This is a genomic window from Cellulosimicrobium sp. NPDC057862 (assembly GCF_042797035.1).
GTDB lineage: Bacteria > Actinomycetota > Actinomycetes > Actinomycetales > Cellulomonadaceae > Cellulosimicrobium.
Map to the genome: position 1 here is coordinate 18,064 of NZ_JBHVMH010000001.1, position 14,252 is coordinate 32,315.

Sequence of the window (14,252 nt, forward strand, 5' to 3'; positions counted from 1 at the left end):
CCGCGCCCGACGCCTTCCAGGGCAATACACCACCCCGGAAGGCCTCCCCGGCCCTACAGCAGCTCGACGTCGTCGGCCTGCGGCCCGCGGTCGCTCTGGCGGATCCCGAACCGGACCCGGTCGCCCTCCTCCAGGAACGTCTCGTCCCGCAGGACGGAGACGTGCACGAACAGGTCCTCGCCCCCCGCGTCGGGCGTGATGAAGCCGAAACCGCGGTCCGCGTCGAAGCGCGCGACGGTGCCCTCGCCCCCGCGCGCCGGCCTCCCGGACCCGCCCGGGCGACCCGAGCGGTCCGCGCGGCCCTGGCGGTCGGGACGACCACGGTCCGCCGACGAGCGCCCGCCTCCCGAGCCGCGCACGAGCTGCACGTTTCGAGCGTTCGGTCCCTTGTCGCCCGCGACGACGTCGTACGTCACGCGTGCGCCCTCGGCGAGCTCGGTCAGCCCTCGGCCCAGGGCGCTGACGTGCACGAAGACGTCGTCGCCGCCCCCGTCGGGGACGACGAAGCCGAAGCCCTTGACGTCGTCGTACCAGGACACGGTGCCGTCCGCGCCGTCGGTCGCGGGCTGCGCGGCCTGCGCCCCGAGCGGGAGGAGGTGGTCCGCCTGCGGCCCCTTCTCCCCCTCGACGACGAGGAACGCGACCCGCTGCCCCTCGGAGACCACGCCGCCCCCGACGATGGCAGAGCTGTGCAGGAAGATCTGGGTGCTGTCACCGTCCGGCGTGACGAAGCCGTAGCCCTTGGTCGGCTCGTACCAGGCGACGGTGCCGAGCACGCCCAGGGGCGCGTCCGCGGCCCGGTCGCCCGTGACGCGGACGCGGCGCGCCTGCGGCCCGCGGTCGCCCTCGCCCACCTCGAACTCGACGACCTGCCCCTCACGGAGCTGCTTGGGTCCGTCGTCGCCGACGATCTCGGACGCGTGGACGAACAGGTCCTCCGCCTCGTTCCCGAGGTCGATGAAGCCGAACCCTCGGTCGGCGTCGAACCATCGGACAGTTCCCTGGGGCACGGAGTACTCCTCGTCTTGGCATGCAGTGCTGCCACCCATTGTCCCCCAGGTCTCGGTGCCCCACCGCGCGCCGCCCTTGACGAACCGCTGCCGGTGCGGGTTCATAAGGAGTGCATCGTTAAGTTCCCTGAGAGTTTGATTCGACCTGCAACGGAGCAGACATGAACAGACTTCGCACCGCCGCCGCGGCACTGGCCGTGGCCCTCGTCTCCAGCCTCGCCCTGACCGCCGCCCCCGCCTCCGCCGAGGAGGTGCTGGCCAACGGGGGCTTCGAGTCGGGCACGCTCAGTCCCTGGACCTGCTCGGGATCGTCCGGGGCCGTCGTCTCCACCCCCGTGCGGACGGGGACCAAGGCGCTGCAAGGGACCCCCGTGGGCCTCGACAACGCGCGCTGCACGCAGTCCGTCCCGACCGTCGCCGGCACGCAGTACACCCTCTCCGCCTGGGTGCGCGGCAGCTACGTCTACCTGGGCGTCGACGGCGGCACCTCGACCTGGACCCCGAGCGCGGCGGACTGGACCCGCCTCACGGTGACGTTCACCGCCCCGAGCAGCACGACCCGGGTCTACCTCCACGGCTGGTACGGCACCGGCGCCTTCCAGGCGGACGACGTCTCGCTCCAGGGCGCGGGCGGCCCGCCGCCCGTCGTCCCGGGCACGCCGGGCACACCCGTCGCCGGGACGGTGACCTCGACGTCGGCGGCCCTCTCGTGGGGCGCGTCGTCCGGCACGGTGACGGGATACCGCGTCTACGAGGGCAGCACGGTCGTGGCGACGTCCACGGGCACGTCGGCCACCGTCTCCGGGCTCGCCGCGTGCACCCCGCACACCTACTCCGTGGCGGCGTACAACACCGCGAGCGAGTCACCTCGCTCCGGGAGCGTCTCGCTCACGACGGCCGGGTGCGGGACGGGCGTCCCCGGCGCGCCCACCGCCCTGCGCGTCGCGACGACCGCCGACACCTCGCTCGGCCTCGCCTGGACGGCCTCGACCGGGACCGTCACGGGATACCGCGTCTACGAAGGCACGACCCTGCGGACGACCGTCACCGGGACGAGCGCGACGCTGACCGGGCTCGCGGCCTGCTCGAGCCACACCTACACGGTGCGCGCCTACAACGCGACGGGCGAGTCCCCGCCCGCCACGGTGACGGGCTCGACGAGCGGCTGCCAGACCGGCGCGCTGCCGAAGCACCTGCTCACGGGGTACTGGCAGAACTTCGTCAACGGGGCCACGCCGCTGCGGCTGTCGGCCGTCCCGACGTCGTACGACCTCGTCGCGGTCGCGTTCGCGGACGCCGTCCCGAGCACGCCCGGCGCCGTCACGTTCGGCGTCGACCCCGGACTGTCCGCCGCGCTGGGCGGCTACACGAACGACCAGCTCCGGGCCGACGTCGCGACGCTGCACTCGCGAGGCCAGCACGTGATCCTGTCCGTCGGCGGCGAGAAGGGCACGGTGTCGGTCGGCAGCTCGGCCGCGGCGTCGGCCTTCGCGACCAGCGTGATCGGGCTCATCGACACGTACGGGTTCGACGGCGTCGACATCGACCTCGAGAACGGGGTCAACCCGACGTACATGGCGCAGGCGCTGCGCCAGGTCCGGGCGGCCGTCGGGCCGGACCTCATCATCACGATGGCGCCGCAGACCATCGACATGCAGTCGACGGGGAGCTCCTACTTCCGGCTCGCGCTGGACATCAAGGACATCCTCACGATCGTCCACACGCAGTACTACAACTCCGGCACGATGCTCGGCTGCGACCAGATGCAGGCATACGGGCAGGGCACGGTGAACTTCCTCACCGCGCTGTCGTGCATCCAGCTCCAGAGCGAGCTGCGACCAGACCAGATCGCGCTCGGCCTGCCGGCGACCACCCAGGCGGCGGGCGGCGGGTACGTGAACTCGTCGGTCGTGAACAACGCCCTGAGCTGCCTCGCCGCGGGCACCGGCTGCGGGAGCTTCGTGCCGCCCGCGCGCTGGCCCGACATCCGCGGGGCGATGACCTGGTCGATCAACTGGGACGCGAGCAACGGGTACGCGTTCGCGAGCTCGGTGGACGCCCACCTGGCGAGCATGCCGTAGCCCCACCGCCCTCGGGCGATTACGGGAGAAGTGGCCCCTCGGCGCGTGTCCCGGGGGGCCACTTCTCACGGCTCGCCGCCCCGGGGTCGCGCGGCCACGCTCCTGGTGGCCTGCCTGACGCGGCCCCGCCGAGGGACTACGCCTTCACCGGCTCCGGCTCCTCGTCGACGGACGGCTCCTCGCCGGAGCTCGGCTCGTCCTCCGTGTCCGGCTCCTCGCCCGGCGTCGGCTCGTCGCTCGACGTCGGCTCGTCGCCAGCATGCGGCTCGTCGCCCGCGTGCGGCTCGCCCTCAGTGGGCGTCGCGTCGTCGGCGAGCGTCGCGTCGTCGGCGGGCGTCGCGTCGACGGCGGGGGTCCCGCCCTCCGGCCGGTCGCCGTCGGCGGCGGACTCGCCCTCGGGCTGCGCGCGACGTCGTGCGCGGCGCCGGACGAGCAGGAGGACCACGCCGGCGAGCGCCACGACGACGAGGAGGACGCTGCCCGCCCCGAGCCAGGGCGCGGCAGCGGCCCGGGACGACGCGTCGCCGGCCGCGACCGCGGCATCGTCCAGCCGACCGTCGTCGAGCGCGGCGCGGGCGTCCGCAGCGGAGCCGTCGACGTCCAGGAGCAGCTGCCCGAGGTCCGCGAGCGGGCCGCCGGCCGAGGCGTCGGCGACCGCGTCGCCGACGGACCCGACGACCTCGACCGCGCGCGGCAGCGCGGTCGCGAGCGCCGCGTACTCCTCGGCGCTCTGAGCGCCTTCGTACTGCTCGCGCACGGCGGCCGGGTCGGGCAGCCCCGCGGCGCGGGCGGCCTCCTGCACCTCCCCGGCGGCCACCGCGGCGTCGGGACCGATCGCGGTGCGGGCCATCTCGGCGTCCTCGAACGCCCAGTCCGTCATCGCGGCGCGCAGGCCGGCGGGCGGCGACCACGCGGCGTCCGCCGCGTCGAGCGCGACGTACGCCTCGCGGGCCGGGGCCCGCGCGTCGAGCAGGGCGGTCTCGTCCGCGTCGGCGACCCACGTCCGGTACGTCGCCTCGGCTCCGGCCACGCCGCCGCGCACCTCGACGAGGTCGAGGAGACGACGGCCGTCCGTCAGGCCCGGGTGGTCGAGGATGCCGGGCACGTCGTAGGCGCTCTCGCCCGCGTACGCCGCCGCGACCAACGGTCCGAGGGCGTCGTCGTCCAGGCCACCGACGAGCTCCGACATCGCGGTCCACGCCGCGGCGTAGGCGTACTCCTCGGCGGCGCCGGCGCCGCCGTCGAGGTCGACCTCCTGCCAGGCGGCGAGCGGGACGGCGTCCGCCGCGTCGCGCGCGGGCGCGGGCCGCTGCTCCGCCGCGCCCCCGGTCTCGGCGGCCACGCGCTGCCCGACCACCTCGGCCAGCCCCTCGTACACCCACCGGTCCGCGAACCGGTCCCCGGCGAGCCACGCGTGCGAGAGCTCGTGGAACAGGAGCCCGGCGTCGAGGTCCTCGGGGATGACGATCTCCCAGGAGGCGGAGTCGAACCACGCGTACCCGAGCACCCCGGGCGACACGTCCTCGCGGATCCGCTCCAGGCTGCCCGGCCACGGCATCCCCACCGCGCGCTCCAGGGCGGGCATGCCGGCCACCACCTGCTCCTCGACGAAGCCGCTCCACTCGGTGTCGCCCGGGAAGCTCTCCAGCACGAGCTCGTTCCCGCCGACGTCGACGCTCGTCTCGTCGGCCTGCGCGGGGTCGCGCAGCGACACGAACGCCCAGGTCCCGTAGTCGTCCGTGCTCTCGGTCGCGCGGTGGGTGCGGGTCTCCCCGTCGAGGATCGGCTCGAAGCCGTCCCACGTGCTGTCGAAGTCCATCGACGTCGGGGTGGCGATCTCGACGGTGACCTGCCCCGGGTCGCCCGCCGCGTTCACGGCGAACGTCGCGTAGCCGGGCCCGACGCGCGTGTACCCCTCGGAGCGGATCGGCTCGCCCGGGATCGTGTAGGACCACTCGACGGTCCGCTCGCGCCCGTAGTTCAGCGGGGAGAACGACACCCCGGCGATGCGGGTCGACGGGTCCTCGGTCGGCTCGAGCGTGACCGGGAGCGATGCCCCGCCGCTCGTGGCGGTGACGTCGGTCGCGCCCGCCGGGACGGGGATCCCGTACGCGTCCCAGTAGTAGACGTACTGGGCGCTGGCCGGCTGCTCGTTGCGGATCGTCGTCGTGACCGTCACGCGGACGGGCCCCGAGCCGTCGACCTCGTACCGCGTCCGCGAGGTCTCCGACAGCCCGTCGCTCGTGTCCGCGAACGCGGCCGTCGGCGCGCCGAGGAGGACGGCGCACACGAGCGCGACCCTCGACCCGGTCCGCAGCGTCCGTCCAGCCCGTCGCACCCGCCCTGCCACCACCCCTGCACCGCCGTCCTCGCCGTAGCGGACAGCCCGTCTCCCCGTGCGACGGGGCCGGTCGACGACGACCGGGAACGGGACACCGGCGGGAACTGTACCCGCTCGCGGACGGCGCGCCGACCACTCCCTGGGACGGTCGTCGACACCTTCCGGACACCTTGCCCTGGCACGCTGTCCGGGTGACCACCACCCCGGGCCGGCCCTCGCTCGTGCGACGCCTCGGCACGACGGACGCGGTCGTCGTCGGGCTCGCGTCGATGATCGGCGCGGGCGTGTTCTCCGCGTTCGCCCCGGCGGCGGCCGCCGCGGGCACGGGGCTGCTCGTCGGGCTCGGCCTGGCGGCGGTCGTCGCGTACGCGAACGCGACGTCGTCGGCCCAGCTCGCGGCGCAGCACCCCACGTCGGGCGGCACGTACGTGTACGGGCGCGAGCACCTCGGCCCCTGGTGGGGGTACCTCGCCGGGTGGGGGTTCGTCGTCGGCAAGACGGCGAGCTGCGCGGCCATGGCGCTCGTCCTCGCGGCCTACGCCGCCCCGCCCGGGTGGGAGCGCCCCGTCGCTGCCGCGGCCGTCGTGCTGCTCACGGCCGTGGGCTACCGGGGCGTGACGCGCACGGCGCGGCTCGCGCGCGCGATCGTCGCGGTGGCGCTCCTCGCGATCGCGACGGCCGTCGTCGCGAGCCTGGCGGGCACGGCGCCCGCGTGGTCCGGGGTGCTCGACCCCGACGGCGCGCACGGCGGCTGGTACGGCGTCCTCCAGTCCGCGGGGCTGCTGTTCTTCGCGTTCGCGGGGTACGCGCGCGTCGCGACGCTGGGCGAGGAGGTGCGCGACCCGCGCCGCACGATCCCGCGCGCCGTCCTCGTGTCCCTGGGGGTCGTCGTCGTGCTCTACGCGGTCGTCGCGGTGGTCCTGCTCGCGGTGCTGGGGCCGGACGGGCTCGCGGCGTCCGCGGCGCCGCTCGCCGACGCGGTCGCGGCCGGCTCGTGGGCGTGGGCCGGCCCGGTCGTGAGCGTCGGTGCCGTCGCCGCGAGCGCCGGCGCCCTCCTCGCCCTGCTCGCGGGCGTGAGCAGGACGGGGCTCGCGATGGCACGCACGGGCGACCTGCCCGGGTGGTTCGCGGCCGTGCACCCCGTGCACCGGGTGCCGCACCGGGCCGAGCTCGCGGTCGGGGCGGTCGTCGTGGTGCTCGTGCTCACGACGGACCTGCGGGGGGCGATCGGGTTCTCGTCGTTCGGCGTGCTCGTGTACTACCTGGTGGCGAACCTGTCCGCGCTGCGCCAGACCGCCCCGCACCACCTGTACCCGCGCGCGCTCCAGGTGCTGGGCGCGCTGGGCTGCGTCGCGCTGGTCGTCACGCTCCCGCTCGCGAGCGTCGCGGCGGGAGCGGCGGTGCTGGCGGCAGGCGTCGCCCTCCGGGTGGTACGCGTGCGGTCCTGACCGCGAGATCGGCCCGCCCGTCACCAGATCGACCTCCCGAGGGTCGACCTCGGGCGTACGGGTCGATCTGGTGGCTCGAAGGATCGGCCCGTCACGCGGCCCGGTCGAACCAGTCGAGCGCGAGCTCCCCGACCGGCCCCGGGGCGTCGTCGGTGATGAAGTGCGCCGCATCGTCGACCCAGGCGAACTCGATGCGGTCCGCGTAGCGCTCCGGACGGCGGCAGATGCGGCCCATGAGCTCCTCCGTGGTGGGGTAGTCGCGCCGGCCGTAGACGACCAGGGTCGGCACCGTGAGCCGACGACGACGGTAGGCACCCCCCATGATGCGCAGCGCCTCGGGCAGGATCATCCGGCGGGTGAGCGGACGCACGGCGGCGTCGATCTCGGGCCGGCGCAACGGGGCCAGGTGCGCGTCGACCGTCGCCGCGGACATCGGCCGGGCGGCATACCGCGCGGAGAACGTCCCGCGCAGCGAGGCTCCTGGCCTGTGCCAGATGAACGGCGGCAGGTGCTGGAAGGCCGGCAGCAGCCGCGGGCTGAAGGTGAAGAAGCCCGGCGGGACGGAGAGCTGCACGGCGGTGCGGACGCGCTCGGGGTGGTCGTAGCAGAGCTGCATCGCCGTGATGGCGCCCATGTCGTGGGAGACGAGGTGGGCACGCTCGACGCCGAGGGCGTCGAAGAGCGCCAGCAGGTCGTGGAGCCGGGTCTCGCGCTCGATCCGCGGGTCGTCCGCGGCGGTCCACCCGGCGCCACGGAGGTCCGGGCACAGGACGCGGTGGCCGGCGGCGGCGAGGACGGGAGCGACCTCGTGCCACTGCCACCAGTGCTCGGGGAAGCCGTGCAGCAGCACGACCGGGTCGCCGGTGCCGATGGTCGCGACGTGGGTGCGCAGGCCGGGCGTCTCGACCACGAGGTGGTCGAAGCCCGGTGCGTCCGGGAGCGGGGGCGACCATGCGGGGGCGCCGGCGGGACGGGTGGTGCGGGGCTGGGGCGTAGTCATGACGACTCCTTCGTGCGAGCGACTACTATGTTCATAGTAGATCGGTCGCGAGAGGGAGTCCATGGCCGCAACCACCCGAGAACGAGCGCTGGACGCCGCCGTGGAGGTGCTCGGAGAGGACGGCGTGCGCGCGCTGAGCCACGCGCGGGTCGACCGGCGCGCCGGCCTCCCGCCCGGGTCGACGTCGAACTGGTTCCGCACCCGCCGCGCCCTCCTCGCCGGCGTGGTCGACCGGATCGCCGAGCAGGAGCGCGCCGACTTCGACGTGGCCGCGATGCCGGCGATCACGAGCGCCGACGCGCTGGTCGACGGGCTGTGCGCCATGACCGAGGCGCAGTCCGGGCCGTTCGCGGCGCGGACCCGGGCGCGCTACGCCCTCTTCCTCGAGCTCTCCGGCGACCCCGAGCTCGGCGAGCCCCTGCGGCGGCAGCGCCGCGCGTTCGAGCGGTGGACCGAGCAGATCGTCACCGCCGTCGGCATCGCCGACCCCGTCCCGGCCACCCGGGCCCTCATGGCCCTCGGCGACGGGCTGCTCCTGCACCGGCTCACCGTCGACCCCGGCCTCGACCTGCGCCCCGCCATCGAGCGCGCGGTCCGCGCCCTCGCGGGGGCGTGACCCGGCGTCGTTGCGCCCCGCCGCGAGATCGACCCGAGCGGCCGAGATCGACCCTCAGGAGGTCGATCTGGCGACGGGCGGGTCGACCTCGGCGTCAGGATTCGGGTTCCGGGGGTGCGCCCGTGGCGTCGTCGGACTCCACGACGCGCGACGACTCGCCCTCCTCGCCCGCGGCCGGCAGGCCGCGCTCGTCGGGCGCGTAGTAGCGGCCGGTGTAGCGCGGGCGCAGGAAGTTCTCGGTCGTGAGGACGGCGTCCACCTCCTCGGGCGTGAGCAGCCCGCGCGCCACGACGACGTCGCGGACCGATGCCCCGGTCCGCGCGGCCTCGGCGCCCACGAGGTCGCCGTTGCGGTGCCCGATGATCTCGTTGAGGTACGTGACGATGCCGATCGAGTCGAGCACGTGGCGGCGGCACACCTCGACGTTCGCGGTGATGCCCGAGACGCACTTGGTACGCAGCGCGACGCACGCGTTGGTGAGGAGGCGCAGCGACTCGAACATGGCCTGCGCGAGCCCCGGCTCCATGACGTTGAGCTGGAGCTGGCCCGCCTCTGCCGCGTGGGTGATGGTCACGTCGTTGCCCATGACCTTGAAGCACACCTGGTTGACGACCTCGGGGATCACCGGGTTCACCTTGGCGGGCATGATCGACGACCCGGCCTGGAGCTCGGGCAGGTTGATCTCCCCCAGCCCCGCGCGCGGCCCGGACGAGAGCAGGCGCAGGTCGTTGCAGATCTTCGAGAGCTTCGCCGCGAGCCGCTTGAGGGCGGAGTGGACCGCGAGGTAGGCGCCGTTGTCGTAGGTCGCCTCGACGAGGTTCTCGGCCGGGACCGTCGGGAGACCGCTCACCTCGGCGAGGCGTCGCGTCGCGACCTTCGGGTACCCGGGCGGCGTGTTCAGCCCGGTGCCGATCGCCGTCGCGCCGAGGTTGACCTCGAGCAGCAGCTCGCCCGCGACCTCGAGGCGCCGGATCTCCTCGCCGACGTTCACCGCGAACCCCGCGAACTCCTGGCCGAGGCTCATGGGGACCGCGTCCTGGAGCTGCGTGCGGCCCATCTTCAGGACGTCGGCGAACTCCGACGCCTTCTCGTCGAACGCGCGCTCGAGCCGGCGGACCTCGCCCTGGAGCGCGCCGACGAGCTCGTGCACCGCGAGCCGGAAGCCCGTGGGGTACGCGTCGTTGGTCGACTGCGAGCGGTTGACGTGGTCGTTGGGGTTGATGACGTCGTAGCGGCCCTTCTCGAACCCGGCGAGCTCGAGCGCGAGGTTGGCCACGACCTCGTTGGTGTTCATGTTGACGCTCGTGCCCGCACCGCCCTGGAACACGTCCACGGGGAACTGGTCCAGGCATCGGCCGTGGTCGAGGATCTGGTCGCACGCGGCGACGATCGCGTCGGCGACGTCGCGCTGGATCGTTCGCAGCTCGCGGTTCGCGAGCGCCGACGCCTTCTTGACCATGACCATGCCCCGGACCATCTCGGGGACGTCGCTCACCGTGGTCCCCGAGATCTGGAAGTTCTCCATCGCCCGCACCGTGTGGACTCCGTAATACGCGTCCGCCGGGACCTCCTTCGGTCCCAGCAGGTCCACCTCGGTGCGTGTCCGTTCGCTCGACATGCCCCGACCGTAGCCCCGCCGGACCGTCCCGCACGCCCGGGGCGCGTCAGCCCACGGGCTCGTAGGCGAACCGGTCCACGCGCACGACGGACGTCGTCGGCCGGCCCTCGCTCGTCGCGTGCACCCCGAGCCAGAGCCCGAGGAACCCGCCCGCCGCGGTGCTGTCGAGCGTGCGGCCGTCCACCGTCGCGACGGGCTCGAGCGGGCCGCCGGACTCGTCCCCCGCCGGACCGGCGACGAGCCCGTAGTCCTGCCCGCGCACGCGCAGCCCGACGGCGACCGGCTCGCCGGGCGCGACGCCCACGGTGGTCTCGCCGACCACCTCGTCCGACCCCGCCCGACGGTGCACGGCGACGACGCGGCGCGACTCCCCCGGGCCGCCCTCGACGAGCAGCCGCACGTGGTCCCGCTCGGACTGGCGCACGACGACGCCCGCCCGCTCCCCCGCGACCTCGGGCACGCGCAGCGTGACCGTCACGTCGACGTCGCGGTGCTGCTGGCGCACCCCGAGGAACGCGGGCACGCCTCGTTCGGCGAGCGTCGCCGGACGCACGGGCAGCGCCCAGCCCTCGCCCGCCGGGGCCGCGACGTCCCGCGGCACGGCCCGCACCGCGCACCAGCGTGGGTCGCCCGGGCCGACGACGCCGCTCGCCCCGCCCTGGATCGCGGGCCGGGGCGCCGCGCCCGCGAACGGGACCTCCACGACGTCGGGCACGCGGCCCTCGCCGGGCGCGAGGACGGGCCAGCCGTCCTCCCACACGACGGGGACGAGGAACGTCTCGCGCCCGAGCGGGTAGTGGTAGCCGCCGTAGACGCGCATGGCGAGCAGCACGGCCCACCACGTGCCGTCGGGCGCCTCGACGAGGTCGGCGTGGCCCACGCCGACGACGTCCGCGCCGCGCCCGAGGTGGCGGTGCGTCAGCACGGGGTTGGCCTTGCTGCCCTCGTACGGCCCGGTCACGGAGGAGGCGCGCGCGACGGACACCGCGTGGTGGAAGTCCGTGCCACCCTCGGCCGCGAGCAGGTAGTACGAGCCGTCGACCTTGTACAGGTGCGGCCCCTCGGCCCACACCGCGCCCCGCACGGCCCCCGTCCAGACGACGTGCTCCGGGCCCACGAGCGTGAGCGTCGCGAGGTCGAGCTCGCGCACCCACACCTCGGTCTGGTGGAACCACTCGGGCTCGGCCGCGAGCCGGGTCCCGTGCAGCCACGCGCGGTCGTCGTCGTCGAAGAAGATCGACGGGTCGATCCCGGCGACCCGCTCGCCGCCCTCGTCGCGCAGCCACACGGGGTCGGACCACGGCCCGGCGGGGTCGGTCGCGGTCATGACGAAGTTGCCGCCGCGGGAGTCGTCCTCCGGGTCCACGAGCGTGCACACGAGCCAGAACGTGCCGTCGTGGTGGCGCAGCGTCGGCGCGTACAGGCCGCCCGACGAGCGGATGCCGTCGTAGTCGAGCTGACCCGACCGGTCGACGACGTCCCCGACGTGCTCCCACGTCGCGAGGTCGCGGCTGCGCAGCACGGGCAGGCCGGGCAGGTACTCGAACGTCGAGGTGACGAGGTAGAAGTCGTCACCGACGCGGCAGACCGACGGGTCGGGGAAGCATCCCGGCAGTACCGGGTTCGGGACGAGGGTCACGCGCGCTCCCCCGCCTCGACCCGCTCGGAGACCTCGACCGCGACGAGCCGCTCGTCCGCGGCCGTGACCTCGTGCACCGGCCCGGTGACGGCGAGCGTCGCGCGCGCGGTCGCCGCGCCGGGCACGACCCGGCGCTCGGCAGGGGCGGACTCGTTGACGATCGCGCCGCCCGTCGTCGACCCGAGGTCGTCGGTCCCGGGCGCGGCGTCGATCGCGCCGGCGTGCGCGCCGACCCACACCTCGACGTCGCCCGGCTCGACCACGCGCGCGAGGCGGCGGTCGGAGAACGCGAGGCGCGTCGTCGGGACGCGGAACGTCACGCGGCGCGACTCGCCCGCGGCGAGGTCGACGCGCGCATACCCGAGGAGCTGCGCGACGGGGCGCGGCACGGAGCCCACGACGTCGCGCGCGTAGAGCTGCACGACGTCCGTCCCCGCCACCGCGCCCGTGTTGGTCACGGTGACCGCCGCGCGGAACGTCCCGCCCGCCGCGACGGCCGGGTCGACCTCGAGGTCCGCGTACGCGAACTGCGTGTACGACAGCCCGAACCCGAACGGCCGCACGGGCGTCGGGTCCGCGGACGTCACGTCCGACGGCCCGCCGAGCACGGGGTGCAGGTAGGAGAAGGGCTCCGCCCCGCCCGCGCGCGGGAGAGACACGGGCAGGCGGCCCGAGGGGTTGACGTCGCCGACGAGCACGTCGGCCACCGCGCGCCCGCCCTCCTCGCCGGGGAAGAAGCCCTGCACGACGGCGGCCGGGCGGCCGGGGGTCGCGCCGTCCGCGCCCGCGTCGTCCCCGAACGCCCAGCCGATCGCGTACGGACGGCCCGTGAGCAGCACGAGCACGACGGGCGTCCCCGACGCGACGACCTCCTCGACGAGCCGCCGCTGCACGCCCGGGAGCTCGAGCGACTCGACGTCGTTGCCCTCACCGACCGTGCCGCGCCCGAACAGCCCCGCCTCGTCGCCCACGACGACGACCGCGACGTCCGCGGCGCGCGCGGCGTCCACCGCCTCGGGGATCCCCGAGATGTCGGAGCCGTCGACCGCGCAGCCGACGGCGTGCGCCACCTCGGCGCCGGTCGGGGCGAGCGCGTCGCGCAGCGACTCGAGGACCGTGGGCAGCGCGATGCCGGCCGGCGTGCCGGGGTGGTGCGCGAGCACGTGGTTGACGAACGAGTAGCAGCCCATGAGCGCCTCGGACGAGTCCGCGTTGGGCCCGACGACCGCGACGCGCAACGGGGCGGACGGCGCGCCGTCAGCGCTGTCGCGGCGCCCACGCACGAGCGGCAGGACGCCGTCGTTCGCGAGCAGCACGAGCGACTCCTGCGCGAGGCGGCGCGCGGTCGCGCGCTGTCGCGGGGTGTCGAGGTCGATCGCCGTCGGCGGCTCGTCGGCGTAGGCGGCCGGGTCGAGCAGGCCGAGCTCCTCCTTCTGGTTGAGGAGGCGCAGGACGGCGCGGTCGACCCACGCCTCGTCGAGCGCGCCGGAGCGCACGCGCTCCGCGAGCGGCGCGAGGTAGGCGTCCCCCGTGGGCAGCTCGACGTCGAGGCCGGCCTCGAGCGCCTGCGCCGCGGCGTCCCCGCGGTCGGCCGCGACGCGGTGCATGACCTCGAGGAACGCGACGCCGAAGTAGTCGGCGACGACGACGCCGTCGAAGCCCCAGCGTTCGCGCAGGATCTCGGTGAGGTACTCCGTGCTGCCGTGCAGCGGCACGCCGTCGACGTCGACGTACGACGCCATGACCGACCGCGCGCCGCCGTCGCGCACGGCCATCTCGAACGGCGGGAGGTAGACGTCGGCGAGCTCGCGCGGCCCCGCGCTCACCGGCGCGTGGTTGCGGCCGGCGCGCGAGCCCGAGTACCCGACGAAGTGCTTGAGGGTCGCGTGCACGCCCGCGTCCTGCAGGCCGCGCACGTACGCCGTGCCGACCGTGCCCACGAGGTACGGGTCCTCGCCCACGCACTCGTCCACGCGGCCCCAGCGCGGGTCCCGCACGACGTCGAGCACGGGCGCGAGGCCCTGGTGCACGCCGAGCGCGCGCATCGACTCCCCGACCTCGCGCGCCATCTCCTCGACCAGTGCCGGGTCGAACGACGCGCCCCACGCGAGCGGCGTCGGGTACGTCGCGGCCTTCCACGCGGCGAGGCCCGTGAGGCACTCCTCGTGCACGATCGCGGGGATCCCCAGGCGGGTCTCCTCCTTCAGCCGGCGCTGCTCCGCCCACAGCCACGCGGCACGCTCCGCGGGCTCGACGGGCCGCGTGCCGTAGACGCGCGTGTAGTGCCCCATGCCGTGCCGCGTGATCTCGGCGAGGCGGCCGCCGTCCTGCTGGCCCGCCGTCATCTCCGACTGCATCGGGGCGACGGTGCCGTTCTGGTCGAGCCAGTAGCCCACGAGCTGCGCGAGCTTCTCGTCGAGCGTCATGCGGGCGTGGAGCGCACGCACCTGCTCGGAGACCGTGGGCGGCTGCGGCGAGGCCGGGCGCGGGGTGCGCGGT

General features: G+C 75.0%; 9 protein-coding genes. 3 read left to right on the forward strand and 6 right to left on the reverse strand.

Features of this window, described 5'->3' with window-relative positions:
• Window positions 1-53: 53 nt before the first annotated feature.
• A complete protein-coding gene (locus tag ACFVN3_RS00075) occupies window positions 54-1,010 on the reverse strand; it encodes a cold-shock protein (RefSeq protein ID WP_378229298.1) in 957 nt (318 codons plus the stop codon).
• A 161-nt stretch (window positions 1,011-1,171) separates the two neighbouring features.
• Between ACFVN3_RS00075 and ACFVN3_RS00080 the strand changes: the two genes are divergently transcribed.
• Entirely contained in the window at window positions 1,172-3,091 is a 1,920-nt protein-coding gene (locus tag ACFVN3_RS00080) for a fibronectin type III domain-containing protein (RefSeq protein ID WP_378229300.1), read from the forward strand.
• 136 nt (window positions 3,092-3,227) lie between these two features.
• Here ACFVN3_RS00080 and ACFVN3_RS00085 read toward each other — a convergent pair whose 3' ends face one another.
• Complete coding sequence (locus ACFVN3_RS00085; RefSeq protein WP_378229302.1) at window positions 3,228-5,381, reverse strand: hypothetical protein; 2,154 nt, start codon at window positions 5,379-5,381, stop codon at window positions 3,228-3,230.
• A 320-nt stretch (window positions 5,382-5,701) separates the two neighbouring features.
• Here ACFVN3_RS00085 and ACFVN3_RS00090 point away from each other — a divergent pair, with 320 nt between their 5' ends.
• Window positions 5,702-6,880, forward strand: coding sequence for an APC family permease (locus ACFVN3_RS00090; protein WP_378230300.1), 1,179 nt, complete (start codon window positions 5,702-5,704; stop codon window positions 6,878-6,880).
• 91 nt (window positions 6,881-6,971) lie between these two features.
• Here the strand turns inward: ACFVN3_RS00090 and ACFVN3_RS00095 are convergent, their stop codons facing one another.
• Window positions 6,972-7,880, reverse strand: a complete 909-nt coding sequence (locus ACFVN3_RS00095; RefSeq protein WP_378229304.1) for an alpha/beta fold hydrolase — start codon at window positions 7,878-7,880, stop codon at window positions 6,972-6,974.
• 61 nt (window positions 7,881-7,941) lie between these two features.
• Between ACFVN3_RS00095 and ACFVN3_RS00100 the strand changes: the two genes are divergently transcribed.
• Entirely contained in the window at window positions 7,942-8,496 is a 555-nt protein-coding gene (locus ACFVN3_RS00100) for a TetR/AcrR family transcriptional regulator (protein ID WP_378229306.1), read from the forward strand.
• A 94-nt stretch (window positions 8,497-8,590) separates the two neighbouring features.
• Here ACFVN3_RS00100 and aspA read toward each other — a convergent pair whose 3' ends face one another.
• Genes aspA through ACFVN3_RS00115 form a run of 3 tightly spaced genes read right to left on the reverse strand, consistent with a single transcriptional unit; the run spans window position 8,591 to window position 14,179 of the window.
• Window positions 8,591-10,114: an aspartate ammonia-lyase gene (aspA, locus tag ACFVN3_RS00105; protein WP_378229308.1), complete on the reverse strand. Its 1,524-nt coding sequence runs from the start codon at window positions 10,112-10,114 to the stop codon at window positions 8,591-8,593.
• A 46-nt stretch (window positions 10,115-10,160) separates the two neighbouring features.
• The gene (locus tag ACFVN3_RS00110; protein WP_378229310.1) at window positions 10,161-11,753 is read right to left on the reverse strand and encodes a family 43 glycosylhydrolase; all 1,593 of its coding nucleotides are present in this window, start codon (window positions 11,751-11,753) and stop codon (window positions 10,161-10,163) included.
• Complete coding sequence (locus ACFVN3_RS00115; protein WP_378230302.1) at window positions 11,750-14,179, reverse strand: beta-glucosidase; 2,430 nt, start codon at window positions 14,177-14,179, stop codon at window positions 11,750-11,752. The genes ACFVN3_RS00110 and ACFVN3_RS00115 overlap by 4 nt, the downstream gene beginning before the upstream one ends.
• Window positions 14,180-14,252: the final 73 nt, after the last annotated feature.